This window comes from Pseudomonas sp. NPDC087346 (assembly GCF_044744235.1).
Taxonomy (GTDB): Bacteria; Pseudomonadota; Gammaproteobacteria; order Pseudomonadales; family Pseudomonadaceae; genus Aquipseudomonas.
Map to the genome: position 1 here is coordinate 38,959 of NZ_JBIUXX010000034.1, position 26,707 is coordinate 65,665.

The following is a 26,707-nucleotide window of genomic DNA, read 5'->3' on the forward strand; positions in this document are numbered from 1 at the left end:
GTCCTGTTCGACTTCGTGAACAACGAAGCCATTCCCGGTACCGGCCTCACCGCCGAAAAATTCTGGGAAGGTGCCGACAAGGTCATTCACGACCTGGCGCCGAAGAACAAAGCCCTACTCGCCAAACGCGATGACTTCCAGGCGCGCGTTGATGCCTGGCATCAGGAACGCGCCGGCCAGGCACATGACGCCGTGGCCTATAAAGCCTTCCTGCAAGAAATCGGTTATCTGCTGCCAGAAGCGGCTGATTTCCAGGCAACGACGCAAAACGTCGATGACGAAATCGCCCGTACCGCCGGCCCGCAACTCGTGGTTCCGGTGATGAACGCCCGCTTCGCTCTCAATGCTTCGAACGCCCGATGGGGTTCGCTGTATGACGCCCTCTACGGCACCGACGCGATCAGCGATGCCGGTGGCGCAGAGAAAGGCAAAGGCTACAACAAGGCGCGTGGCGACAAAGTCATCGCCTTCGCCCGTGCATTCCTCGACGAAGCCGCGCCGTTGGCTGCTGGCTCGCACGTCGATTCCACCAAATACACCATCACCGACGGCAAATTGCAGGTCACCCTCAAGGGTGGCAGCAACACCGGCCTGCGTGACGATGCGCAACTGATCGGTTTCCAGGGCGAGGCCAGCGCGCCAATCGCGATCCTGCTGAAACACAATGGTCTACATTTCGAAATCCAAATCGACGCCACAACCCCTGTCGGCCAGACCGACGCTGCCTGCGTCAAAGACGTCCTGATGGAAGCGGCACTGACCACCATCATGGACTGCGAAGACTCCGTGGCTGCCGTCGATGCCGACGACAAAGTGGTGATCTACCGCAACTGGCTCGGCCTGATGAAGGGCGACCTGTCGGAATCCGTTTCCAAGGGCGGCCAGACCTTCACTCGCACCATGAACCCTGACCGCACTTACACCACGGTCAACGGCGGTGAAGTGACCCTGCACGGTCGTTCGCTGTTGTTCGTGCGCAACGTTGGCCACTTGATGACCATCGACGCGATCCTCGACAAAGACGGTAACGAAGTGCCGGAAGGCATCCTCGACGGTCTGGTCACTTGCCTTGCGGCGATGCACAACCTGAACGGCAACACCTCGCGCAAAAACACCCGCACCGGTTCGGTCTACATCGTTAAACCGAAGATGCACGGTCCGGAAGAAGCCGCGTTCACCAATGAGTTGTTCGGTCGCATCGAAGACGTGCTGGGCTTGAAACGCAACACGCTGAAAGTCGGGATCATGGACGAGGAGCGCCGTACCACGGTCAACCTCAAGGCGTGCATCAAGGCAGCCAGCGAGCGCGTGGTGTTCATCAACACCGGTTTCCTCGACCGTACCGGCGACGAAATCCACACCTCCATGGAAGCCGGCCCGATGGTGCGCAAGGCGGACATGAAGGCTGAGAAGTGGATCGGCGCCTACGAGAACTGGAACGTCGATATCGGTCTGAGCACCGGCCTGCAAGGTCGCGCGCAAATCGGTAAAGGCATGTGGGCCATGCCCGATCTGATGGCGGCGATGCTCGAACAGAAAATCGCTCACCCGCTGGCCGGCGCCAACACTGCCTGGGTGCCGTCGCCGACCGCAGCTGCGCTGCACGCGCTGCATTACCACAAGGTTGACGTGTTCGCCCGTCAGGCCGAACTGGCCAAACGCGCTCGCGCTTCGGTGGACGACATCCTGACCATCCCGCTGGCGGTCAACCCGAACTGGACGCCAGAGCAGATCAAGAACGAACTGGACAACAACTCCCAGGGCATTCTCGGTTACGTGGTGCGCTGGATCGACCAGGGCGTCGGTTGCTCGAAAGTGCCGGACATCAATGACGTCGGCCTGATGGAAGACCGTGCAACGCTGCGTATCTCCAGCCAGCACATCGCCAACTGGCTGCGCCACGGTGTTGTTACCGAAGCGCAAGTGATGGAAAGCCTCAAGCGCATGGCGCCGGTGGTGGATCGTCAGAACGCCAACGACGCGTTGTACCGTCCGCTGGCACCGAACTTCGACAGCAACATCGCCTTCCAGGCGGCGGTCGAACTGGTGATCGAAGGCACCAAACAGCCGAACGGCTACACCGAGCCGGTGCTGCACCGTCGTCGTCGCGAGTTCAAGGCTGCCAACGGCCTGTAATCTTGCGTAGATGCTGGATGTGAAAAAGCCCTGATCCTTTTTGGATCAGGGCTTTTTTGTTGGAGCACAATCAAAAGATCGCAGCCTTCGGCAGCTCCTGCAGTTGATCTCATGTAGGAGCTGCCGAAGGCTGCGATCTTTTGATCTTCAACAGGTCACGGTTCCATCCCAAGCTCGTGTTTGACCAGCGCCAGCAGCTTGTTGGTATCAATCGGCTTGAGCAGGAAATCCACCACGCTCAAATGCATCGCCGCAATCGCGTCTTTCACATCGGCATCGCCGGAAACAATGATGATCGGCATCGCCGCCCGTACTGATTCACGCACCTGCCGGACCAGATCCAGACCACCGACATTGCCCATGCGCAGATCTGTGATCACCAGCCCGATCGAAGGTTTGTCTTCCAGCATCCTGAGCGCGGTTTCACCGCTGGCGGCGGTCATGCAGCGGATGCCGTCGAGCGCCAGAATCTCCGACAACAGTTCCCGGGCGTCCTTGTCGTCATCAACGATCAATACACGCTGCGGTGGCAGATCGGGTTCGAGCATCACAGCGCTGAGCGCTTCCCGCTCGGCGTCGCTCAAAATATCGTGGTCGGACATGGCTTTCTCTACATTCTCAAATCAATCCCCTAGCACAGTGGTCAGACATCGCTAAGCAGAGCTTCAATGTGCACTTCGTCGGATTTTTTTCCAAGAGGTGAACAAAGAGAATTTCCGACTGTTTGCGTAGGGCATGTCCGAAAACTCGCCAACGGTCGTCAAACCTAGACTTACGTCCAATGGGCACCCTGCGCGATGGGGCCGACCATGGCTGCAACGATCCGACAACAACAATTCAAAAAAGACTGCGGTAATGGTTATGAGTAAAGCGGATGCCTTCACCCAGGCAGGGAAAACCGCGGTATTGCAGAACATTCAGGGCACCCTGCAATTCCTCCAGCGCTTCCCGCCCTTCAATCAAATGGAACATGCCCACCTGGCGTATCTGGTGGAGCAATGCCAACTGCGTTTTTACGGCCAGGGCGAGAGCATCATCAAACCCGCCGACGGCCCGGTCGAACACTTCTACATCGTCAAACAGGGCCGGGTGGTCGGCGAGCGTCAGCACATCACCAAACCCGGGACCGAAACCACGTTTGAAATCACCACCGGCGAGTGTTTCCCCCTCGCCGCCCTGCTCGGCGAACGGGCGACCCGCACCGAGCATCTGGCTGGCGAAGACACCTTCTGCCTGCAACTGAACAAACTGGCGTTCATCAAACTGTTCGCCCTCTCCAATGCCTTTCGCGATTTCGCCTTGCGCGGGGTCAGCAGCCTGCTGGATCAGGTCAACCAGCAAGTCCAGCAGAAAGCCGTGGAAACCCTTGGCACCCAATATTCGCTCAACACCCGCCTCGGCGAATTGGCCATGCGCCACCCGGTAACCTGCACGCCAGACACGCCATTGCGTGAAGCGGTGAAGTTGATGCACGAGCAGCAGGTCGGCAGCATCGTCGCGGTGGATGAACACAAGGCGCCGCTGGGGATTTTCACTCTGCGTGATTTACGCCATGTGGTGGCTGAAGGCGTCGCCGACTTCAGCGAAGCCATCGAGCGCCACATGACCTGCTCGCCGTTCTTTCTGTCGCCGGATCACAGCGCTTTTGACGCGGCGATAGCCATGACTGAACGGCACATCGCCCACGTCTGTCTGGTCAAGGATCAACGCCTGTGCGGCGTGGTCTCGGAGCGTGATCTGTTCTCGCTGCAACGAGTCGATCTGGTGCATCTGGCGCGCACGATCCGCAGCGCACAACGGGTCGAACAACTGGTGACCCTGCGTGGCGAGATCGGCCAACTGGTCGAGCGCATGCTGGCGCACGGCGCATCGTCCACGCAGATCACCCACATTATTACGCTGCTCAACGATCACACCGTGTGCCGGGTGATCGAACTGACCCTCGCCGAACGTGGCGATCCCGGCGTACCGTTCAGTTGGCTGTGCTTCGGCAGCGAAGGCCGGCGCGAGCAGACGCTGCACACCGATCAGGACAACGGCATTCTGTTTGACGCGAGGGATGCGGCGCATGCTGCGGAGATTCGCGGCAAGCTGCTGCCGATTGCGCAGCAGATCAACCAGAGCCTGGCGCAGTGCGGCTTCACCCTGTGCAAAGGCAACATCATGGCCGGCAATCCCGAACTGTGCCTGTCCCGGGCGGAGTGGGCGCGGCGGTTTGCCGCGTTTATCCGCGAGGCGACGCCGGAGAACCTGTTGGGGTCGAGCATCTATTTCGACTTGCGCGTGGTCTGGGGCGATGAACAGGGTTGCGAACAATTGCGTCGAGGCATTCTCGATCAGGTCGGCGACAACCGATTGTTCCAGCGCATGATGGCCGACAACGCCCTGCGCAATCGTCCGCCCGTGGGGCGTTTCCGCGATTTTGTGCTGGCGCGCAAGAACGGCGAGAAAGCCACGCTGGACCTGAAAGTCCAGGGCCTCACACCCTTCGTCGATGGTGCGCGCTTGCTGGCGCTGGCTAACGGCATCGATGCCAACAACACCCTGGAGCGCTTCCGCCAACTGGTGGAGAAAGAAGTCATCGAGCGGCTCGATGGTGCGGCCTATGAAGAGGCTTACCACTTCATCCAGCAGACGCGCATGCAGCAGCATCAGTTGCAGACCCGGGAGAATCTGCCGTATTCGAACCGGGTTGATCCCGACAGCCTCAATCATCTGGACCGGCGCATCCTGCGTGAGTCCCTGCGTCAGGCCCAACGCCTGCAAAGCAGCCTGACCTTGCGGTATCAGCTATGAGTCTGTTTTCGTGGCTGCGCCCGGCCAGTCCGGTGCTGCAGGAGGATGTGCAGCAACGGCTGTCGAGTCTGCCAACCGGTAGCGGACTGAGCGAATGCAACCTGCGCGAACAACGCTGGGTGGTGCTGGATCTGGAAACCACCGGGCTCAACCTGAACAAGGATCGGGTGTTGTCGATTGGCGCAGTGGTGATCGAGGATGGCGCCATCGATTTCAGCCAGCAGTTCGAACGCACCCTGCAATGCCGCGAACTCAAGCTCAGCCCCAGCGTATTGATTCACGGTTTGGGGCCCAGCGCGATTGCCGCCGGCAGCGAGCCGAGCGAGGCATTGCTGGAGTTCATGGAGTTTGTCGGCGACAGCCCGTTGCTGGCGTTTCATGCGCCGTTCGATCAACACATGCTCGGCCGGGCGCTCAAGGAGCACCTGGGTTACAAATTGCAGCATGTTTTTCTCGACGTCGCCGAGATGGCGCCGCTGCTCTGCCCGCAGGCGAATATTCGTGAGGCGGGACTGGATGAGTGGATCAACTGGTTCCGGCTGGAAGTGTTCGAACGACACAACGCGAGCGCCGACGCGCTGGCGACGGCGGAATTGGCGTTGATCCTGTTCAGTCGCGCTCGGGCGCAGCAAATCCACAGCCCGCTGAATCTTCAACAACGCCTGAGCCAGTGGAAACGCCGGCAGCAAGCGCCGTCCTTTTAGATTATCGGCGTCAGTTCCGGCCTCTTCGCGGGCAAGCCACGCTCCCACAGGTCATGCGCTACTCCCAAAATCAGTGCAAAACCTGTGGGAGCGTGGCTTGCCCGCGAAGAACGATAACGCGGTCCCGCTGATACCACCCGACCGGTGGCCAATTGCTAAGCATTCTCACCTCTGCGAGAATCGCGATCAATTCTCGTTAGTTAACCTTTCCCAATCGGTGACCCGGTGTCGTCAGTCCCAAGCCCTCACAGTGAGCTCGTCGGTGCGTTGTATCGCGACCATCGCGGTTGGCTGTTGACGTGGCTGCGACGCAACGTTGCCTGCCCGCAGCGCGCCGAAGACCTGAGTCAGGACACTTTCGTGCGCCTGCTCGGCCGCGAAGAACTGCTGTCACCCCGCGAGCCACGTGCGTTTCTGGTGGCCATCGCCAAGGGTCTGCTGTTCGATTACTTCCGCCGCGCTGCGCTGGAACAGGCGTATCTCACCGAATTGATGCTGATCCCCGAAGGTGAACAGCCGTCGGTGGAAGAGCAGCAACTGATCCTCGAAGACCTCAAGGCTATCGACCGCTTGCTCGGCAAACTGTCGACCAAGGCCCGCGCCGCTTTCCTTTATAACCGCCTCGATGGCCTCGGCCATGCCGAGATCGCCAGCAAGCTCGGTGTATCGGTGCCACGGGTTCGGCAGTACCTGGCTCAGGGTATTCGCCAGTGCTACGTCGCCCTGTACGGTGAACCGACATGAGTCCGGCCAGCTCCCGCCCGGTCTCCGCCCATGTGCTGGACGCCGCGATTGCCTGGCAACTGACACTGGACTCCAGCAGTCCGCTGGAGCGCGAAGAGTTCACCAAGTGGCATGCCGCCAATGAAGAACATGCCCGTGCCTGGCGTCAGTTGGGCATGCTCGATCAACGTTTCAGCGTCGCCAATGGCCCGGCCCGCAGTGCCCTGCTGCAATCACGCGAAGGCATCCGCCGTCGGGTGCGCAAACTTGGCAGCGGAGTGGCCAGCGTGGTTGCGGTGATGGGTCTGGCGTTGTTCGCCGGTGATCGTTATTTGCCAGTGGATTACTGGCTCGCCGATCAACGCACCGCCACTGGTGAGCAACGCACCTTGCGTCTGGCCGACGGCACCGTGCTCAACCTCAATACCCACAGCGCCGTTGATGTGCGTTTCGATGACAAGCGACGGCTGATCGTCTTGCAGGAAGGCGAAATCCTTGTCGAAACCGGTCACGGCGATGCGCGTCCGTTCATTGTCGAGACCCGCGACGGCAGCATGCGAGCGCTGGGCACACGGTTCCTGGTCAAACGCGAGGAACAAGGCACACGCTTGAGTGTGTTGCAGTCGGCGGTGGCGGCGCACGCAGAATCCAATCCTGAAGAGCAGATCCTGCGTGAAGGCCAGCAGGTGCTGATGCGCAGCGACGGGCTGGAGCCGATTCTGGCACTCAACCCCGGCGCCGATGCGTGGACTCGCGGCATGCTGGTGGTGGATAACGCCCGGCTGGGGGATCTGGTGCATGAGCTGGGCCGCTATCGTCGTGGCTATCTGGGCGTTACCGCGGAAGTGGCCGACCTGCGCATCACCGGCAGCTTCCCGCTGCACGACACCGACAAGGCACTGAGCGCCCTGCTACCGACCCTGCCGGTGCAGATCGAGCAGCACACACCGTATTGGGTGACCGTGGCGAAGGCTGATACCAAACCTGACTAATTTGGAGCCTGATAGCCCTCATCGCTGGCAAGCCAGCTCCCACAGGAATCTGCGGTGACATTGATTTTGTGAACAACACTGAAAACTGTGGGAGCTGGCTTGCCGGCGATGGGGCCGGTGGCCCACACCACAAATAGGCTATCCCTCAGGACTCAGCAGCCCTCATTTACAAGTTAATCGAAATTATTTTCATCTAGCCCTATCACTTTTTGATTCTCGTGCGGCAGACAGGCAATTGAGAAATATTTTCATTCAGGAGCCGCCGTATGTCCCGTTCGCTAGACACCTTATTGCGCCCCAGTCTGCTGGCCGTCGCAATTGCCCTCAGCGCCCCGCTGATCAGCAGCCCGTTGCTCGCCGCTGAACAAGCGTCCAGCGTTCGCGCCTACAACCTGCCGGCTGCACCACTGGCGACCACCCTGAATCAGATCGCCAGCCAGGGCGGCCTTGCTCTGTCGCTGAGCCCTGCGCTCGCAGCGGGCAAGACCTCGGCGCCGGTAAGCGGCCAATATGATGCGGCCGGCGCGCTGCGTGCCGCCCTGCGCGGCACCGGTCTGCAACTGGAACAAAGCAGCACCGGCACTTACACCCTCGTCGCCGTGCCGGAAGGCGTAATGGCGCTCCCGGAAACTTCGGTCATCGGCGTGGAAAACGCTGAAAGCGCCTGGGGCCCGGTTGAAGGCTACACCGCCACCCGCACCGCCGCCGGCACCAAGACCGACACCGCACTGGTTGAAGCGCCGCGTTCGATCTCGGTCGCCACTCGCCAGCAAATGGAAGATCGCGGCGTACACAGCCTCGATGACGCCGTGCGTTACATGCCGGGCATCACCGCCAGCAGCTACGGCAGCGACACCCGCGCCGACTGGTTGCGCGTGCGCGGTTTCGAGCCGACTCAGTTCCTCGACGGTCTGCCGCTGCCAAAAGGCGTGTATGCCAACCCGAAACAGGAAACCTGGAACCTCGACCGCCTCGCCCTGCTGCGTGGCCCGGCCTCGTCGGTTTACGGCCAGACCCCTCCGGGCGGTTTGCTGGATATGGTCAGCCGCCGCCCGAGCGACGTCGCCAGCAGTGAAGTCCAGTTGCAATATGGCAGCGACAATCACCGTCAGATCAACTTCGCCAGCACCGGCAAGATCGACGATGCCGGCCAGTTTCTCTACGGCATCAGCGGTGTAATCCGTGACGGTGGTACCCAGATCGACCACATCGAAAACAAGCGCTACAACATCGCGCCGAGCCTGACGTGGAACATCGACGACGACACCAAGCTCACTCTGCTGTCGCAATTCACCCGCGACGATACTGGCGTCACCAGCCAGTTCTACCCGATCCAGGGCACCAAGATCGACATGCCGTTCGGCAAGATCTCCCATCACAAGAATCTGGGTGATCCGGACTACGACTACTACGACCGCACCTACTACGCGCTGGGTTATGCCTTCGAACATCGCCTCAACGACGTGTGGCAGTTCAAGCAGAACCTCCGTTACACCAAGTCGGATCTGTCGTTCCAGACTGTGACCGTCAACAGCTACAACCCGGCCTATGCCGGTTTCACCGTTGACGATGCAGGCAATGTCGGGCGCGGCACCACCAATGTCGATGAGGACATCAGCCAGTTCGCGGTGGACAACAACTTCCAGGCCGACTTCGCTACCGGTGACATCCGCCATACGCTGCTGCTCGGTCTGGATCACCAACGCAGCAACAACAATTACACGTCGATCTTCGGTACCGCGCCGGACATCAACGTCAACAACCCGGTTTATGGTCAGCCGATCACCCGTCCTTCACGCTCATCCGCCTACTATGACTACGATCAAAAGACCTACCAGACCGGTCTGTATGTTCAAGATCAAATGGCCCTCGATCAGTGGCGCCTGACCTTGGGTGGCCGTGAAGACTGGGTACACACCAGCACCCGGTTCCTCAACAAGGGCGACGCCACCAATACCCAGCGCGATAAGGCGTTCAGCGGTAATGCGGCCATCAGCTACGTGTTTGACTCAGGTTTCGTGCCATACCTGTCGTATGCCGAATCCTTCCAGCCAACCAGCGGTGCCGATGCCACTTCTACCGGTTCGCTCAAACCAACCGAAGGCAAGCAGTGGGAACTGGGCATCAAGTACCAGCCACCGGGCAGCAAGACCCTGTTGAGCGCCGCCGTGTATGACCTCACCCAGAAGAACGTCTCGGTCAACACCTTCGTCGATGGCATATCGATCACCAGCCAGACCGGCGAAGTGAAAGTCAAAGGCCTGGAACTGGAAGCGGTCTCGGACGTTACCGATAACCTGAAAGTCATCGCCGCCTACACCTTGGCCAAATCTGAAGTGCAGAACGGCGTCGACAAGGGCAATCGCCTACAACTGATGCCCAACCAGCAAGCCTCACTGTGGACCGACTACACCTGGCATGCCGGCGTACTCGACGGCTTCGGCATCGGCGGCGGTGTGCGTTACACCGGCAACACCTACGGTGACAAGGCCAACACCTGGCTGGGCAAGGCTGACGCTTACACCGTGTTCGACGCTGCCGTGCATTACGACCTCGGTCGTCTGGACAACAGTCTCAAAGGCGCGTCGCTGGCACTCAACGCGACCAACCTGTTCGACAAGGATTACATTTCCACCTGCGACGGTTTCTATTGCTACTACGGCGACCAGCGCAGCGTCATCGCCAGCGCCACCTACAAGTGGTAAGCGACTGAGCTGAAACAGGCCCTGTAACCAGGCCGTCCCTCGTGGACGGCTTTGGTGTTTTTGAAGGTCATGAAATGAAAAGTAAAACAATTCGTCGCTGGTCGTTCATCCACACCTGGACCAGCCTGATCTGCACCGTGTTTTTGCTGATGCTGGCATTGACCGGTTTGCCGCTGATTTTCCATCACGAGATCGACCATCTGCTCGGCGACGCGCCGCAAGTGCGCGAGATGCCGGCCGATACGCCGCGCCTGAATCTGGCGCAACTGGTGCAAGCCGCAGAAAAACACCGCCCCGGCGAAGTCGTGCAGTACTTCGGTTTCGAGGACGACGAGCCCAACGCCGTGCTGACAATCATGGCAAAAACCGCCGGCACCGAACCGAACTCCTCGCACACCTTCATGCTCGATGCGCGAACCGGTGAAGCACTGGAAACACCCTCAGCCAATGGCGGCGTGATGCTGTTCATCCTGCGCCTGCATGTCGATATGTTTGCCGGATTGCCCGGCAAGTTGCTGCTGGCGTTCATGGGTTTGCTGTTTGTGGTCGCGATTGTTTCCGGGACGGTGCTGTACCTGCCGTTCATGCGCCGTTTGAAATTCGGCACCGTGCGCCAGGACAAATCCACCCGCCTGCGCTGGCTCGATCTGCACAACCTGATCGGCGTGGTCACCCTGGCCTGGGCGCTGACGGTCGGCGTGACCGGCGTGATCAGCGCCTGCGCCGACTTGATCATCGCCGCATGGCGCAGCGACACCCTGACCGCGATGGTCGAGCCGTACCGCGATGCGCCACCGCTGACGCAACTGGCCCCGGCCACTCGCCTGCTGGACATCGCCCGGGAAGTTGCACCGGGGATGAACCCGGATTTCATTGCCTTCCCCGGTACGCGTTTTTCCAGCGAGCACCATTACTCGGTATTCATGAAGGGCGGCACGCATCTGACTTCGCATCTGCTGACCCCGGTATTGATTGACGCCAGCACGCTGCAAGTCACTGCTGTCGCCGAACGACCTTGGTACATGGACGCCATGGGCATGTCGCAACCGCTGCACTTCGGTGACTACGGCGGAATGCCGATGAAAATCCTCTGGGCCACGCTCGATGTGTTGACCATCATCGTCCTCGGCAGCGGCGTGTATCTGTGGCTGGTGCGGCGTAAAGCAGCGAAACCTGTGCTGGAAACGGCGGAGGCGTCTGCATGAAGCCGCGTCAGTCGAATTTCTGGAAGGTCTTCAGCACGCCACTGGTGATTGCGCTACTGACTGCTGCGGGGTTGTTTGCCGCGTTGTTGGGGGATGGAATCTGGGACAGTCTGAGTTGGATCGGACTGGGTGTGCCGGCTTATCTGGCATTGAAGGGATTACTGCGGCGCGGGTGATGGCCTCTTCGCTGGCAAGCCAGCTCCCACAGTTTTTTGTGGTGAACACATATGACCGGTTCACCCGAGAGTCCTGTGGGAGCTGGCTTGCCAGCGAAGGCGATCTCATCAACACCATCAATTCCTCGCCAGCCACCCAGGATCTGTCTAGGCTAACGGCTCTTCGATGACCACCGAGGTTTGCCAATGTCCGCCCCCAGCATGACCCTGTTCCACAACACCCTGTCGCCATTCGTGCGCAAAGTGATGGTGCTGCTTTACGAGACCGGCCAACAGGATCGCGTCGCGTTGCAGGACTGCGTCCTCACCCCGGTCAATCCTGATCCGGCGCTGAATGCGGACAACCCGTTGGGCAAGATCCCGGCCTTGCGCCTGGCCGACGGCAACGTCATCCATGACAGCCGGGTGATCCTCGAATACCTCGACAGTCAACACGTCGGCAACCCGCTGATCCCCCGCGAAGGCCCGGCCCGCTGGCGGCGTCTGACCCTGGCCTCGATGGCCGACGGGATCATGGATGCCTCGGTGATGGTGCGTTACGAACTGGTCCTGCGCGCCCCGGAAAAACATTGGGACGAATGGCTCGACGCCCAGCGCGACAAAATCCGTCGTGCCCTCGCCGTGCTGGAAGCCGAGGCGATTGCCGAGCTGACCAGCCATTTCGACGTAGCCGCGATCAGCGTTGCCTGCGCCTTGGGTTACATCGATCTGCGCCACCCGGACCTGGACTGGCGTGCAGCCAATCCGCAATTGGCCAACTGGTTCTTTGAAGTGAGCCAGCGACCGTCCATGGTCGCGACTATGCCCAAGCCTTAAATAGTCGGCGCCTGCTCCGGCCTCATCGCGAGCAGGCTCACTCCTACAGTTGTTTTGTGTTGCTCATGCAATGGATGCAACGACAGAGATCCAATGTGGGAGTGAGCCTGCTCGCGATGGCACCACCTCGGTTCCGGCGGCAGTGACGCAAAAATCAGCGTCACCAACACCTCCACCTCCCGCTGATCCTCACGCAACCCGCTCATTGCATTGTCCCCACATCAAACTCCAACGGCTTGCCCGGCTTCTGCCCGATCCCGTACCAGTCGAGTTTGCGCGTCAGCACCATAAACACACCCAGCAAGCCGAACAGCAGCAACGAGCCCATCAGCAGCGCGTAATCCTCGGCACTCAACAAGCCGTACAGCAAGCCATACAACGCCGCCAATCCCGCCGAGAAACTCAAACCATGGCGCACGCTGCGCAACACATGGCAGACATAAAATCCGATCAACAACACACAACCACTCGCCGACAACAGATACGCCAAGGCAAAGCCGATGTGTTCCGACAGCGACAGCAGCAACAGATAAAAGAACGCCAGTGCCACACCGACCAATGCGTATTGCACCGGGTGTACGGCCAGGCTCTTGAGCACTTCGAACAGGAAGAAACCGGCAAACGTCAGCACGATGAACAGCAGGGCGTATTTGATCGCCCGATCACTCTTGAGGTACTGATCCACCGGATCAATGAAGCTCACGCCGAAACTGCGGCCATTGAACGCATCGCAATCGTTGCTGTTGACGCAACGGCTCATGGCGTCTTGCAGGTTGGTCGAGAAGAACGTGGTCTGCCAATCGGCACTGAAACCGGCATCGCTGATTTCGCGTTTGGCCGGCAGGAAGTTGCCGACAAAACTAGGATGCGGCCAGTTGGCAGCCAGACTCACGCTGCTGGACTTGCCCACCGGTAATACCTGCAACGAACCGGTGCCTTGCAGACGCAGGTCAAAACCGAATGCCAACTGCGTGGTTTTGCTGGTATCCAGTAACGGCAACGTCACCCGCACGCCCTCGCCCAGCCAGCCGACTTGGGTGCCCGGAACGAAGTCCAGACGTTGGCCGTCGAGTTCCAGTTTCAGGGCATTTTCGATCCCGCGAATGTCGCTGATACCGACTGCGAGAAATGGCGCGTCAAACCGGTAATCGCTGAAGTCTTCCTGAATCCCCAGCTGAGCCGGCAACGAAAAATTCCCGCTGATGCGATTGTCAGCGTGGAACAGCCGCGCCTCGTAAATGCCCCGTGCGCGCAATTCGGTCTGCACCTGGCCATCGAGTTCGAAACGCTCCGGCAGGAAGTACAGACGCCCACGTTCTTCACTAGGCTCGTCGTAGCGCTGGTTGGTTTTGTCGTTGATTTTCCAGTTGTGGATAACTTTGCGATACGGCACCACCATCACCGGCCCGCTCACCTGCTGGCTGTAACTGGAACTGCGGGCGATGTCTTCAAGCACGCCGTCGCGCAGTTGCTGGCGATCATCGATAACCCCGTCGATCATCAGCAACGGCACCAGCAACAGCAGGATCAGCAGGGCAATGGCCCCGAGTTTCATGGTCAGATTCTTGTTCATGGGACTCTCCCTGTTTTGATAGGCAGAGTCTGATTTGCGGGTATGGGGGCTTTGTGGGGGGAATATGGAGATTGTGTGAAGACTGTTCTGGCCTCATCGCTGGCAAGCCAGCTCCCACAGTGATTTGGGTGTACCCAATGTTTGCATCCGACGCAAAAACCTGTGGGAGCGGGCTTGCCCGCGAAGGCCGCGACTCGGTTTCAAGGCAGGCGCAATGTCACTTCCACGCCGCCCTCAACATTGCCGATGCTCATCGACCCACCATGCAACTTCACCACTTCCTCAACAAAGTTCAGCCCCAACCCGGTGCTTTTGCGCCCGCTGTCTGGGCGCGGCAATGAGTAGAAGCGCTCGGTGAGACGCGGCAACGCATAGTCGGGAATCGGCCCAGTTTGATTGAACAGCCGAAACTCGATCAACTCACCCACCCGCTCGGCACTGAAGCGCAACAAGCCCTGCAGCGGGGTGAAATCCAGCGCATTTTCCAGCAGATTACCCAACGCCTGGCGCAGCAGAAACGGCTCGCCGATCAGCATCAAATCCGCCGCAATAGTCTGCTCAACCCGCAATTGCCGACCTTCAATCCGCGCCGCCTGCCCCTGCAATAACTCATCGACCAACGCCGCCAGTGGCACTGCAAGACGCTCTTCCAGCCCCTGACGTTGCTCCACCTGAGCCAGATTCAGCAGCCGTTCGATCAATTGCTGCATCCGCGCACTTTCGCTGTCGATGTTGCCGACGAACCGCGAACGCTGCTCCGGCGACATATCGCTGTGCAGCAACTCCGCCGCCCCTCGAATCGCCGCCAGCGGGCTTTTCAATTCATGGGTCAGCGTGTGCACGTAACGCTCGACGTAGGCCTTGCCTTCGAGCTGAGTGCGCATCTGTTCCACGGCTGTCGCCAGTTGCTCCAGCTCGCCGCCGCGATAATGCGGCACCTCCACGCGGCGCCCTTCACTAACGGCTTGGGCGTAACCGGTCAGGCGATGCAGCGCACGGCTCAGCCACCACGACAACAATGCGCCGAACAACAAGCCGAGGCCGATCAGTCCGGCTCCGTAAAACAGCAATCGCCGTTCAGTGCGATCGACGTAAGGCTGCAACGAGCTATTGGGTTTGGCCACGGTGACCACGCCGATGATCTGGCCGTTATCGCGGATCGGCGCGCCGACGTGCATCACCGATGAACTCGCGTCGTTCGGATCGCTGCGCGTGGAGCGCGCGCCGTACTCGCCGCGTAAGGTCAGGTAGACGTCGTTCCAGCGCGAGTAATCCTGACCAACCGCGACGCCGCTGGAATCCAGCACCACGATGCCTTTGGCGTCGGTGACGTAGATGCGGTGATTGACCTGATTTTTCGGCAAGCCCCAGATCGTCGCTTTTGGCTGGCGATCACCGTAGGCGCGGAGCAATTCGGGCCAGCGGTTCTCGCTAAGAGTGCCGGCCTTGAAATCGTCACGAAGTATTTCCGCCATCAGATTAGCGGTGTCGACCAGGGTTTCTTCGGTGGACTGGCGTACTCCGGGACGGATTTCTTCCATCACCGTGTTGAGCACGAAATAACCGGTCAGGCCGACAAACAGCACATACACCAGAAAAATCCGCAGCCCCAAAGACATCAGCTATGCCCCGGGCTGTAGCTGTAACCGAGGCCGCGATGGGTCTGAATCGGCTCGGCTGCCGCGCGCACCAGACGCAATTTGGCGCGCACGCTTTTGATATGGCTGTCGATGCTGCGCTCGTAACCGGCATCGGCGGCGATACCCAGCGCATCGAGCAATTGCTCGCGACTGAAGACCCGCTCGGGTTGTTCGAGCAAGCATTGCAACAGGCGGAATTCGTGACGGGTCAGGCTCAGAGGCTGACCGCGATAGATGATCTGCACGCGTTCCGGGTCGATGCGAAACAGCGCCGACGTGGCTTCAATCTGCGGGCGCGGGGCCATGCGCTTGAGGATCGCCCGCACCCGCGCCGCGACTTCCCGGGGGCTGAACGGTTTGACCACGTAATCGTCGGCGCCGATCTCCAGGCCGACAACACGGTCGATCTCAGCATCCCGTGCACTGAGGAATAACACCGGCACTTCGCTGAAACGCCGCAGCTGTTTGCAGGTTTCAAAACCGCTGATATCCGGCAGGCCGATGTCGAGAATGATCAGGTCGGCCGGCGTCTGCCGTTGATGCTCAAGCGCAGCCTCGCCGAGGCTCAGCCACGTGGTGCCGAACCCTTCGCCTTGCAAGGCAAATATCAGCGTGTCGGCAATTGCCGCTTCGTCTTCGACAATCAGAATATGAGGCATGGCGTCCGAGCCCGTGGTTGAGTGCGCGAACGGTGCCCCAAGCCTCGCGTTACGTCAATGAGACCACTTGGCTCAGCAGTCCGGTTTGTCGGCGGTGAAGCGCCGTGCCGGGTTTACTGCCGCGCCAAACTCGCGCAAGGCCTTGGCACCGATAAGCAGCGGATAATTGAAGTTGCTGCGGTCAGTCAGGTTGACCTCCACGGTACGCTTGACGTTGCCCAGGCACAGCTCCAGATCGACCACCGGCCGTTTCGCGACCTCGGTGGCCGGACGCTCCTCGTCGTCCTCGTCGGAGCGACTCTTGATCTTGCTGATCCGCGCGACCTTGTGTTCATAGACTTTGTTGTCCGCGTCTTTGGTGCCGAGACGGAAACGCACCCAGTCCTCGCCATCGCGGGTAAAGGTCTCGATGTCCTTGGCCGACAGCGAGGCAGTCAGCGCGCCGGTATCCATTTTGGCCTTGAGCACTTCACCGCCGATTTCCGGCAGCGCGATGTATTCGTAACGCCCGTACAGGGTCGGCTCGGCGGCCATGACCGGCAGCGCGACGAGGGCAAACAGTGCAAGGAGAGATTTCACGTAAAGGGCTTCCTTGAAAAAATGGGGGCGGCAGACGCGAGATTTTAGACAGCTTGCACACAATTGGTTCGCTACTGAAACCGCATCGCTGGCAAGCCAGCTCCCACAGGGAGCTTCAGTGAACATAGATCGTGCACACACCAGAAAAACCTGTGGGAGCTGGCTTGCCAGCGATGAGGCCAGCACAGTCAATGCACATTTAACCTGCAGCATAACCAGCCAAAAGTGAAACATTTGTCAGTGCAAATTTGGCCTGTCGCGCGAAGCTGCTTATCATGGCGCGCCTATTCAAATTCATAGAGTTGCTTATGCGCCGCCTGCTCACCGGCTGTTTCGTCACCCTTCTGCTGTTGCTCAACACCCTGATCCTGATCGGGCCATTGATGGTGTTTGCCCTGTTCAAACTGGTCGCGCCCGGCCGCTGGCGCGATTACGCCTCGTGGGCGGTGATGTGGATTGCCGAGACCTGGGCCGAAATCGACAAGCTGATCTTTCGCCTGTGCATCCCCACCCAATGGGACATTCGCGGCGGTGAAAACCTGCGGGTCGACACCTCGTATCTGGTCGTCAGCAACCACCAGTCGTGGGTTGATATCCCCGCGCTGATCCAGACCCTCAACCGCCGCACGCCGTTCTTCAAGTTCTTCCTCAAGAAAGAACTGATCTGGGTGCCGTTTCTCGGGCTGGCCTGGTGGGCATTGGATTACCCGTTCATGAAGCGCTACTCCAAGGCTTTTCTGGCCAAACACCCGGAGTTGGCGGGCAAGGATCTGGAAATCACCAGACAGGCCTGCGAGCTGTTCAAGCGTCAGCCGGTGACCGTGGTGAATTATCTGGAAGGCACCCGCTACACCACTGAAAAAAGCGCGCAGCAACAGTCACCGTTCAATCACCTGCTCAAGCCCAAGGCTGGCGGCGTGGCGTTTGTTCTGGCGGCGATGGGGGAGCAACTGGATGCGATGCTCGACGTCACCGTGGTTTATCCACAGGACAAGATTCCGGGATTCTGGGACTTGATCAATGGCAGCGTGCCGCGTGTGATCATCGATATCCAGACTCGTGAACTCGACCCGGCGCTGTCGCATGGCGATTACGAAAATGATCCGCTGTTTCGCGAGAGCGTCCAGAACTGGGTCAACCAGCTCTGGAGCGAGAAAGACCGGCGCATCGCTGATCTGCGCAGCGAGCGCCGCTGACTGGCAGGCGTGGGTTAGCTACCGACGCCCCAGACACCGCCGAGGGTTTTCAGCAGCGAACCGCCAACGCCCTGATCACCCAGATACTTGAGGATCACTGGCGCGAACTGGCCGACCATGCCGTCGTTCATGCCCAACGCGCCGAACGCGCTGTTCAGGTCGCTGGTGCTTTTCACATTACCCAACGCGTTATCCAGACCCGCCGATTTGCCGGAAGAACCCAGCACGCTGCTCAGCGCGCCCAACTGACCGGCTCCGCCCGAGAGTTTGTCGAGGCCCGGCACGCTCTTGGCCAGTTCGGAATAATCGCTGCCGCTGAGCTTGTTCTTCGCCAGTCCGAACATCGCACTGGTGCCGCCCACGGCTTGTTGCGGCGTAACCCCCAGACCAGTGACGGCTTGCAACAGGCCGGCGGTTTCCGATGTCGGGGCGGCGGCAGTGGCCGCGTTGCCGCCCTGCATGCTTGAAGCTGCCTTGGTCACGTCGTCCAGGCTGAAACCTGCGAACACCGGACTCGCCGCAAGGGTCATCAGCGAAGCCAGGGCAATACCGCGTGAAATCTTCATTCAGACATCCTCTTGCGCTGTGGTAACCATCCATCAATGGATGGCAAAACTGCCGATTTGACCGGCCTCGTACCAGCATGTTCCTCGCCAGTGCATCCATTTTCATCATAGCCACGTATAGAGAACGTGAAACCCTGGAATTGCCGCGATGAATGGCACAACCGCTGTTGCTGAACTAGCCTGTGAGCAACCCGAGATCACCGCTCGTCGCCGCACTTTTGCCTGGAGAGTCGTCATTTCCATCGCCGATCCCGATCAGCTCAGACAATTGCTTGCCCAGTGCTCACTGGGTGACCGCCGCGCATTCGAAACGCTGTACCGCAGCGTCGGCCCGCGCCTGCACGGTGTGGCCCTGCGTTTCATGGGGCGTCCGGATCTGGCCGAAGAAGTGTTGCAGGAAAGCTTTGTACGGATCTGGAACAACGCCTCACGCTATCAAGCACATTTGTCGGCGCCAATGACCTGGATGATCAACATCACCCGCAACCAGGCCATCGACCAGCTACGTAAAAATCATGACCGGCCGCTGACCGATATCGAACAGGACACCCTGCCCGACGAAAGTCCTTCGGCGCATGACCAGTTGAGCAGCGCCCGCGAAGCCAATGCGCTGAACCGCTGCCTGGAAACCCTCGAAGGCATGCAGCGCCAGTCGATCACCGTGGCCTACTTTCAGGGTTTGTCCTGCTCGGAGCTGGCCGAACATCTGGCGGCGCCGCTGGGCTCGGTCAAATCGTGGATTCGCCGAGGCATGGAGCGCCTGCGCAGGTGCCTTGAATCATGAACTACCAGACCCCCGCCCTGCGCCGCGCCCTCGCCGCCGATTACGCCATCGGTTTGATGTCTGCACCTGCGCGCCGACGCTTCGAACAATTGCTGCTGGATGACGCCGCATTGCGTACGGAACTGGCGCAATGGCAGGAAAGCCTCGTCAGCCTCACCGAGGCACTGCCGGAACATCCGGTGCCGGATCGCGTGTGGCAAGGCATCACCGCCCGCATCGAGCCGCAAGTGCTGCATGTTCCTGAGAAGCGTCCGTTCTGGAACTGGCTGCGCGCTACCGCTGCGCTGTGTTCGGTGCTGGTGATCGTCTTCCTCGGCTCGCTCTACAACCGCGACGACGCCCGCTACCGCGCAACCCTGCAAACAGCCGACGCGCAACCGGCACTCAAGGTCGAAGCGCACGACGATTACCTGCAAGTCGAACCACTGACCCTGGCCGCCGTCGATCCCGGACGCAGTCTGGAGCTATGGGCGATTCCGGCGGATGGCAAACCGATTTCCCTCGGCGTGATTCCTGCCGGAGGCAAAGGCAAGGTTGAGCTGAACGAGGCGCAGAAAGCGCTGATCGGTAAACCGATTGCACTGGCTGTCAGCCTTGAACCGAAGGGCGGTTCGCCAACCGGACAGCCGACTGGGCCGGTTCTGTATCAAGGTGCGTTGGCTGCCCTCTAAATGCAAAAGATCAAAAGATCGCAGCCTTCGGCAGCTCCTACAGAGATCGGTGTAGGAGCTGCCGAAGGCTGCGATCTTTTGATGTAAAAACGGCGACCCGAAGGTCGCCGTTTTGCATTGCGTGAAGCCTTAAGCTGCGCTGAACAACCGGTGCGGGTCGATCACAAACTTCTTCGGCACACCCGCATCGAACTCGCCGTAACCTTCCGGCGCCTGATCGAGGCTGATGACCTGCACGCCCACCACTTCAGCGATGTTGATGCGGTCCCACATGATCGCTTGCATCAGTGCGCGGTTGTACTTCATCACCGGGGTCTGGCCGGTGTGGAAGCTGTGGGATTTGGCCCAGCCCAGACCGAAACGAATGCTCAGGCTGCCCATTTTCGCTGCAGCGTCCACTGCACCCGGATCTTCGGTTACGTACAGGCCTGGAATACCGATTTTGCCCGCCACGCGCACCACGCCCATCAGCGAGTTGAGCACGGTGGCCGGTGCTTCCGATTTAGCCCCGTCATGGCCATGACCACGGGCTTCGAAACCGACGCAGTCCACCGCGCAGTCGACTTCCGGTTCGCCCAACAATGCGGCGATCTGTTCGTGCAAAGGAGCGTCTTTCGACAGGTCGACGATCTCAAAACCCTGGGCCTTGGCGTGCGCCAGGCGGATGGTGTTGACGTCGCCGATGATCACCACCGCAGCGCCCAGCAGACGCGCCGAGGCGGCGGCGGCCAGACCGACCGGGCCGGCACCCGCGATGTACACGGTGCTGCCCGGGCCAACGCCAGCGGTAACGGCGCCGTGGTAACCGGTCGGCAGAATGTCGGAGAGGCAGGTCAGGTCGCGGATTTTCTCCATGGCCTTGTCACGATCCGGCAGTTTCAGCAGGTTGAAGTCGGCGTATGGCACCAGCACGTATTCGGCCTGGCCGCCGGTCCAGTCGCCCATGTCGACGTAACCGTAAGCGCCACCGGCACGGGCCGGGTTGACGGTCAGGCAGACGCCGGTGTGTTGCTCCTTGCAGGAACGGCAGCGCCCGCAAGCCACGTTGAACGGCACGGAAACCAGATCGCCGATTTTCAGGTTCTCGACGTCGGAGCCTTTTTCGATCACCTCGCCGGTGATTTCATGGCCCAGCACCAGACCGGTCTGAGCGGTGGTACGACCGCGCACCATGTGCTGATCGGAACCACAGATGTTGGTGGAAACCACACGCAGGATGACACCGTGTTCAATCTTCCTGCCACGCGGGTCCTGCATTTTCGGATAGTCGATTTTCTGTACTTCGACCTTGCCAGCGCCGAGATACACCACACCACGATTGCCAGACATGCTTTCACCTCGCTGTTGTTTTTATGGAACCGCGTTGCCCAGGCAGGCAGCGCGTTAAGTGCTCGGGTTATTGCTTGTTGGTTTTGCGTTGCTTGTTATGGCCCTATCGCCAGCAGGCTAGCTCCCACAGTTGAGCTTTGGTGTGACTGATATCTGTGCCCAACACACAACCCTGTGGGAGCTAGCCTGCTAGCGATGGCGGCCTAAAGAACGACCGTACGATTGGCGTTCAAAAACACCCTTCTTTCGATGTGATACCCAACGGCGCGGGCCAAGGTCAGCCCCTCGATATCCCGCCCCTTGGCGATCAGATCTTCCGGGTAATGACTGTGATCCACCGCCTCGACGCCCTGGGCAATGATCGGCCCTTCGTCCAGATCGTTATTGATGTAATGCGCCGTCGCGCCGACCAGTTTCACGCCTTTGTTGTAGGCCTGGTGATACGGCTTGGCGCCCTTGAAACCCGGCAGCAACGAGTGATGGATGTTGATCGCCTTGCCATCAAGCTTGCGGCACAGCTCTGGCGACAGCACCTGCATATAGCGGGCGAGAATCACCAGTTCGGCGCCGGATTCCTCGATCACCTGCCACACCTGACGCTCCTGCGACGGTTTGTCGTTGGGGTCGAGGGGGAAATGGTAGTAGGGAATCTGGTGCCAGTCGGCCAGCGGTTTGAGATCCGGGTGATTCGACACCACCGCCGCCACGTCCATCGACAACTGGCCGATGCGCTGGCGGTAGAGCAAGTCATTCAGGCAGTGATCGGCCTTGGAGACCATGATCACCACTTTTGGCCGGTAGTTCGGTGCGGTCAGCTCGAAGATCATGCCGAACGATTGACCACGTTCAGCGAGGCCGGCGCGGAAGGATTGTTCGTCGAACCCGTCGGGCTGACGGAATTCCACGCGAATGAAGAAACGGCCCGAGAGCCGGTCATCGAACGAGTGGTGTTCGGTGACGTAGCAACCCTGCTCGAACAGAAAACGCGTCACCGCGTCCACGGTGCCGAGGACGCTTGGGCAATCGGCGGTCAGAATCCATGTGTCTGGGGCGCGGCTCATGGTGCGGTGACTCCTGTTTCAACAACTGTGATCACAGATAACTCTTTACTGGCTGCCCTGTGATGGACTGCTTTTGTGGCGAGGGGATTTATCCCCGCTCGGCTGCGTAGCAGTCGCAAATGCTGTAACGCTGGTGTAACTGACAGACTGCGGTGAATGGTTTGGGGGCGACTTCGCCACCCGACGGGGATAAATCCCCTCGCCACAAAAGCAGACTTGACCGCATACAGCGGTTACGCCTGAACGCTAAGGCCGTACTCGGCGGACGCATCCTGCAACCACAGCCACCAGTAATCCGAGAAGCTGCGGCGGATCAGCAGTTCCCAGGTGTCTTCAGCGGTATGGCGGATCATCAGCTGCGACTTGGCGAACACCGTGCCCACGGCCTTGCCGACCGGGAAGTTGTTCGGGTGGACGTCGTAGCTGGTGGATTTCATCAGCACCTGACGCACGTTCGGCCCGCTCAGTTCGAGCAATTGCTGACCGCCGCTGACGTTGACGATTGCAATGTGCAGATCACCCAACGCTTCACGCAGTTTCTGCTCGGCGGCGAGTTCTTCACCGCTTGGCACGATCAGCAGCCATTCGTCCGGGCCCATCCATTGCAGGCTGGTTTCGCCTTTGACGATCACGCTCAACGCGCCCGGCAGTTCGATGCCCAGCGCTTTGTGTACGCCAGCGGCGAACGCGGCATCGTGGCCATCGCCACGGATGGTCAGGTGGCCGAGGAGTTTTTTCTCACGCACGATCACGCCGGCGTTCTTGCGACCCTTGCCGGCCAGGCTGGCGAGGTCGGCATGGTGCAGCGACGACTCGGCCTTGGCCCCGGTGGTCGGGCGTTGTTGGTAAACATTGGCTGTGGTCATAAAGCACCTTTGCTGAATTCTGTTGGGTCCTGTAGTGGCTGAGCTAACGCCATCGCTAGCAGGCTAGCTCCCACATTCGACCGGGTTTCTCTGTGGGAGCTAGCCTGCTAGCGATTGGTAGCCCCCACACAGGACTCGAGACCATCAAATGTTCTGGCGATTACCCTTCGGATCGAAGAACACCGAAGAAACAATTTCCGCCTCGATCACGCTGCCATCCGCCAGCGGGGCAAACACCCGCTCGCCCATGCGCTTCAGACCGCCCTTGACCACGGCCATGGCAAACGAATAACCGAGTGAGTTGTGCGCGTAACTGGACGTCACGTGGCCAACCATAGTCATCGGGATCGCCTGCTTGGTGTTGAACACCAACTGCGCACCTTCCGGCAGCCATACATTCGGATCGATAGGCTTCAGGCCGACCAGTTGCTTGCGCTGATCACGCAGGGTGTCTTCACGGTTCATGCCGCGCTGGCCGATCCACGAGAACGGTTTGGTGCGACCGACGCACCAGCCCATGTTCAGGTCGTCCGGGGTCATTGAGCTGTCGGTGTCCTGGCCGACGATGATGAAACCCTTCTCGGCCCGCAGGACGTGCATGGTTTCAGTGCCGTACGGGGTCAGGTTGTATTGCTTGCCGGCCTCGACGATTTTTTCCAGCACGCCCATCGCGTAGTCAGCCTGTACGTTAACCTCGTACGACAGCTCACCGGTAAACGAGATGCGGAACACCCGCGCCGGCACGCCGCCGACCAGACCTTCTTTCCAGGTCATGAACGGGAAGCCGTCCTTGTCCAGATCGATGTCGGTGACTTCGCTGAGCAGCTTGCGGCTGTTCGGGCCCGACAGGGTCATGGTCGCCCAGTGGTCGGTGACGGAGGTGAAGTAGACCTTCATGTCCGGCCATTCGGTCTGGTGGTACAGCTCCAGCCATTGCAGAACGCGAGCCGCGCCGCCGGTGGGGGTGGTCATGACGAAATGGTTGTCGGCCAGACACGCCGTCACACCGTCGTCGAAGACCATGCCGTCTTCTTTGCACATCAGGCCGTAACGAGCCTTGCCCACGTCGAGCTTGGTCCAGGCGTTGGTGTACACACGGTTGAGAAACTCGCGGGCATCCGGGCCTTGAATGTCGATCTTGCCCAGCGTCGAGGCGTCGAGCAGACCGACGCTGTCGCGCACGGCCTGGCATTCACGCTTGACCGCCGCGTGCAGATCTTCACCGTTTTTCGGGAAGTACCACGGACGTTTCCACTGACCGACGTCTTCAAACTCGGCGCCGTTTTTCAGGTGCCATTGATGCAGCGCGGTGTAACGCACTGGCTCGAAGATGTGCCCACAGTGACGGCCGGCCACGGCGCCGAAAGTCACCGGCGTGTAGTTCGGGCGGAACATCGTGGTGCCCATCTGCGGAATGGTCACGTTCAGCGAACGGGCGGCGATGGCCAGACCGTTGACGTTGCCGAGCTTGCCCTGATCGGTGCCGAAGCCTAGCGCGGTGTAGCGTTTGACGTGTTCAACCGACTCGAAACCTTCGCGGGTCGCCAGTTCGATGGCGGCGGCGGTGACGTCGTTTTGCAGGTCGACGAATTGCTTCGGCGCCCGTGCAGTGGCTTTTTCGTGCGGCACCTGGAACAGCGCCAGCGTGGCTTCTTCGAGACGGCTGAGGGCTTTGGGCAGCGTGCCTTCGACCACACCGAAACCGGCTTCGCTGGCAGCGCGGGCGCCACCTTCAAAACCATCGGCCAGCGAATCGCCGAGACCGTAGACGCCATTGATGCCGCCGACGCACACACGTTTTTGCGGTGCTTCGCCCGGTACGAAACCGAGGATGTCTTCACGCCAGATCGGCTTGCCGCCCAGGTGCGAAGCCAGGTGAACCACCGGACTGTAACCGCCGGAACTGGCGATCAGGTCGCAGTCGAGCCATTCGCCCGGGCTGGTGACTTTATGCGCCTTGACGTCAATCGCGGCGACGCGGGCAGCGGTCACGTGCTTGCTGCCACGGGCTTCGATCACCGCGCTGCCGGTGAGGATGCGAATGCCTTTGGCGCGCGCCTCTTCCACCAGCGCACCACGCGGATTGCTGCGGGCGTCGGCGATGGCCACCACTTGCAGGCTGGCGTCGAGCCAGTCCAGCGCCACGCGGTAGGCGTGATCGTTGTTGGTGCTGAGGACAAGCTTTTTGCCCGGCGCGACACCGTAGCGGCGCACGTAAGTCGAGACCGCACCGGCGAGCATGTTGCCCGGCACGTCGTTGTTGCCATAGACCAGTGGACGCTCGTGGGCGCCGGTCGCCAGCACCACACGTTTGGCGCGAACCCGGTGAATGCGCTGACGCACCTGGCCGATGGGCGCACGGTCACCGAGGTGGTCGGTGAGGCGTTCGTGAATGGTCAGGAAGTTGTGGTCGTGGTAGCCGTTGACCGTGGCGCGTGGCAGCAGCAATACGTCCGGGGTGTTCTTCAATTCAGCGATGACGCTGGCGACCCATTCCACGGCAGGCTTGCCGTCGAGGCTTTCGCGGGAGTCGAGCAGGCTGCCGCCGAACTCTTCCTGCTCATCGGCGAGAATCACCCGGGCGCCGCTGCGCGCAGCCGCCAGTGCCGCCGCCAGACCGGCAGGGCCGCCGCCGACGATCAGCACGTCGCAGTGCTGGTTCATATAGTCGTAGGTGTCCGGATCGTTCTCGGTCGGCGAGCGACCCAGGCCGGCTGCCTTACGAATGTACTTCTCGTAAGTCATCCAGAACGATTGCGGGTACATGAAGGTTTTGTAGTAGAAACCCGGCGGCATCAGCTTGCCGCCGACCTTGCCGAGAATCCCCATCATGTCGTTGTTGACGCTCGGCCAGCCGTTGGTGCTGGTCGCGACCAGACCTTGATACAACGCCTGCTGCGTGGCGCGCACATTAGGGATTTGCGTGGCTTCGGTGGCGCCAATCTGCAGCACCGCGTTCGGCTCTTCGGCACCGGCAGCAAAGATGCCGCGTGGACGCGAATACTTGAAGCTGCGACCGATGACGTCGACACCGTTGGCCAGCAAAGCTGCAGCCAGCGAGTCGCCTTCAAAACCTTTGTAGCTCTGACCGTTGAAGGTGAAGCTCAGCACTTTGTTGCGGTCGATCCGTCCGCCGTTGGACAGGCGATTGATCTGGCTCATACCTTCTCTCCCAGAGCCGTGGCGGCCGCTTTCGGGCTGTCGGTCTTGTCGGTGAATTGTGGCTTGGCGCCGATCTTGTAGCTTTCGAGAATCTCGTAGGTCACGGTGTCGCGAGTGACGTTGAAGTACTGGCGGCAACCGGCGACGTGGTCCCACAACTCGTGGTGCAGACCGCGCGGGTTATCGCGGAAGAACATGTAGTCGCCCCACTCTTCATCAGTGCAAGCGTTGGGGTCCAGCGGGCGCGGGATGTGCGCTTGGCCGGATGCATGGAATTCCTCTTCGGAGCGCAGTTCGCCGCAGTGAGGACAGAAGATGTGCAACATGGGGATTTCTCCTGTTAGTGGGCAACCGCAGCAGCGCCGTGT

At 60.2% G+C, this 26,707-nt stretch carries 23 protein-coding genes; 12 read left to right on the forward strand and 11 right to left on the reverse strand.

Annotated elements, in window-relative coordinates; translation table 11 throughout:
• On the forward strand, positions 1-2,136 hold a 2,136-nt coding region (locus ACIOZM_RS19745; protein ID WP_401216469.1), incomplete at its 5' end, for a malate synthase G.
• Between the two features lie 155 nt (positions 2,137-2,291).
• Here the strand turns inward: ACIOZM_RS19745 and ACIOZM_RS19750 are convergent.
• A complete protein-coding gene (locus tag ACIOZM_RS19750) occupies positions 2,292-2,738 on the reverse strand; it encodes a response regulator (protein WP_401216470.1) in 447 nt (148 codons plus the stop codon).
• Between the two features lie 259 nt (positions 2,739-2,997).
• On the opposite strand from ACIOZM_RS19750, the gene ACIOZM_RS19755 reads away from it, so the two are divergent.
• The 8 genes from ACIOZM_RS19755 to ACIOZM_RS19790 all read left to right on the forward strand — a co-directional run bounded on the left by ACIOZM_RS19755 (position 2,998) and on the right by ACIOZM_RS19790 (position 12,253).
• Positions 2,998-4,932, forward strand: coding sequence for a putative nucleotidyltransferase substrate binding domain-containing protein (locus ACIOZM_RS19755; protein ID WP_401216471.1), 1,935 nt, complete (start codon positions 2,998-3,000; stop codon positions 4,930-4,932).
• Positions 4,929-5,636, forward strand: coding sequence for a PolC-type DNA polymerase III (locus ACIOZM_RS19760; RefSeq protein ID WP_401216472.1), 708 nt, complete (start codon positions 4,929-4,931; stop codon positions 5,634-5,636). The genes ACIOZM_RS19755 and ACIOZM_RS19760 overlap by 4 nt, the downstream gene beginning before the upstream one ends.
• Before the next feature lie 225 nt (positions 5,637-5,861).
• Positions 5,862-6,380: an RNA polymerase sigma factor gene (locus ACIOZM_RS19765; RefSeq protein ID WP_401216473.1), complete on the forward strand. Its 519-nt coding sequence runs from the start codon at positions 5,862-5,864 to the stop codon at positions 6,378-6,380.
• Positions 6,377-7,351, forward strand: coding sequence for a FecR domain-containing protein (locus tag ACIOZM_RS19770; RefSeq protein ID WP_401216474.1), 975 nt, complete (start codon positions 6,377-6,379; stop codon positions 7,349-7,351). Before ACIOZM_RS19765 ends, ACIOZM_RS19770 begins: the two co-directional genes overlap by 4 nt.
• A 266-nt stretch (positions 7,352-7,617) precedes the next feature.
• Entirely contained in the window at positions 7,618-10,056 is a 2,439-nt protein-coding gene (locus ACIOZM_RS19775; protein ID WP_401216475.1) for a TonB-dependent siderophore receptor, read from the forward strand.
• A gap of 74 nt (positions 10,057-10,130) precedes the next feature.
• Positions 10,131-11,261: a PepSY-associated TM helix domain-containing protein gene (locus tag ACIOZM_RS19780; RefSeq protein ID WP_401216476.1), complete on the forward strand. Its 1,131-nt coding sequence runs from the start codon at positions 10,131-10,133 to the stop codon at positions 11,259-11,261.
• A complete protein-coding gene (locus ACIOZM_RS19785; RefSeq protein WP_401216477.1) occupies positions 11,258-11,437 on the forward strand; it encodes a hypothetical protein in 180 nt (59 codons plus the stop codon). Before ACIOZM_RS19780 ends, ACIOZM_RS19785 begins: the two co-directional genes overlap by 4 nt.
• 186 nt (positions 11,438-11,623) lie before the next feature.
• Positions 11,624-12,253, forward strand: a complete 630-nt coding sequence (locus ACIOZM_RS19790) for a glutathione S-transferase (RefSeq protein ID WP_401216478.1) — start codon at positions 11,624-11,626, stop codon at positions 12,251-12,253.
• A 202-nt stretch (positions 12,254-12,455) separates the two neighbouring features.
• On the opposite strand, the gene creD is transcribed toward ACIOZM_RS19790, so the two are convergent.
• The 4 genes from creD to ACIOZM_RS19810 form a co-directional block, all read right to left on the reverse strand.
• Positions 12,456-13,826 carry a cell envelope integrity protein CreD gene (gene creD / locus ACIOZM_RS19795; RefSeq protein ID WP_401216479.1) on the reverse strand — a complete coding sequence of 457 codons (1,371 nt, stop codon included), beginning with the start codon at positions 13,824-13,826 and terminating at the stop codon, positions 12,456-12,458.
• A 200-nt stretch (positions 13,827-14,026) separates the two neighbouring features.
• A complete protein-coding gene (gene creC / locus ACIOZM_RS19800) occupies positions 14,027-15,445 on the reverse strand; it encodes a two-component system sensor histidine kinase CreC (RefSeq protein WP_401216480.1) in 1,419 nt (472 codons plus the stop codon).
• Positions 15,445-16,125: a two-component system response regulator CreB gene (creB, locus tag ACIOZM_RS19805; protein WP_401216481.1), complete on the reverse strand. Its 681-nt coding sequence runs from the start codon at positions 16,123-16,125 to the stop codon at positions 15,445-15,447. Before creB ends, creC begins: the two co-directional genes overlap by 1 nt.
• 72 nt (positions 16,126-16,197) lie before the next feature.
• Positions 16,198-16,704 carry an ATP-dependent zinc protease gene (locus ACIOZM_RS19810; protein WP_401216482.1) on the reverse strand — a complete coding sequence of 169 codons (507 nt, stop codon included), beginning with the start codon at positions 16,702-16,704 and terminating at the stop codon, positions 16,198-16,200.
• 308 nt (positions 16,705-17,012) lie between these two features.
• On the opposite strand from ACIOZM_RS19810, the gene ACIOZM_RS19815 reads away from it, so the two are divergent.
• Entirely contained in the window at positions 17,013-17,900 is an 888-nt protein-coding gene (locus ACIOZM_RS19815) for an acyltransferase (protein WP_401216483.1), read from the forward strand.
• Between the two features lie 14 nt (positions 17,901-17,914).
• On the opposite strand, the gene ACIOZM_RS19820 is transcribed toward ACIOZM_RS19815, so the two are convergent.
• A complete protein-coding gene (locus ACIOZM_RS19820) occupies positions 17,915-18,466 on the reverse strand; it encodes a DUF2780 domain-containing protein (RefSeq protein ID WP_401216484.1) in 552 nt (183 codons plus the stop codon).
• A gap of 148 nt (positions 18,467-18,614) precedes the next feature.
• On the opposite strand from ACIOZM_RS19820, the gene ACIOZM_RS19825 reads away from it, so the two are divergent.
• Complete coding sequence (locus ACIOZM_RS19825) at positions 18,615-19,250, forward strand: sigma-70 family RNA polymerase sigma factor (RefSeq protein WP_401216485.1); 636 nt, start codon at positions 18,615-18,617, stop codon at positions 19,248-19,250.
• Positions 19,247-19,921: an anti-sigma factor domain-containing protein gene (locus tag ACIOZM_RS19830; protein ID WP_401216486.1), complete on the forward strand. Its 675-nt coding sequence runs from the start codon at positions 19,247-19,249 to the stop codon at positions 19,919-19,921. The genes ACIOZM_RS19825 and ACIOZM_RS19830 overlap by 4 nt, the downstream gene beginning before the upstream one ends.
• A gap of 129 nt (positions 19,922-20,050) precedes the next feature.
• On the opposite strand, the gene fdhA is transcribed toward ACIOZM_RS19830, so the two are convergent.
• From fdhA to ACIOZM_RS19855, 5 genes are all read right to left on the reverse strand, one after another.
• The gene (gene fdhA / locus ACIOZM_RS19835) at positions 20,051-21,250 is read right to left on the reverse strand and encodes a formaldehyde dehydrogenase, glutathione-independent (protein WP_401216487.1); all 1,200 of its coding nucleotides are present in this window, start codon (positions 21,248-21,250) and stop codon (positions 20,051-20,053) included.
• A gap of 203 nt (positions 21,251-21,453) precedes the next feature.
• Complete coding sequence (gene purU / locus ACIOZM_RS19840) at positions 21,454-22,311, reverse strand: formyltetrahydrofolate deformylase (RefSeq protein ID WP_401216488.1); 858 nt, start codon at positions 22,309-22,311, stop codon at positions 21,454-21,456.
• Between the two features lie 233 nt (positions 22,312-22,544).
• Positions 22,545-23,177, reverse strand: a complete 633-nt coding sequence (locus ACIOZM_RS19845; RefSeq protein WP_401216489.1) for a sarcosine oxidase subunit gamma — start codon at positions 23,175-23,177, stop codon at positions 22,545-22,547.
• Positions 23,178-23,321: 144 nt separating this feature from the next.
• A complete protein-coding gene (locus ACIOZM_RS19850; protein WP_401216490.1) occupies positions 23,322-26,339 on the reverse strand; it encodes a sarcosine oxidase subunit alpha in 3,018 nt (1,005 codons plus the stop codon).
• Positions 26,336-26,665, reverse strand: a complete 330-nt coding sequence (locus tag ACIOZM_RS19855) for a sarcosine oxidase subunit delta (RefSeq protein WP_401216491.1) — start codon at positions 26,663-26,665, stop codon at positions 26,336-26,338. The genes ACIOZM_RS19850 and ACIOZM_RS19855 overlap by 4 nt, the downstream gene beginning before the upstream one ends.
• Positions 26,666-26,707 lie beyond the last annotated feature (42 nt).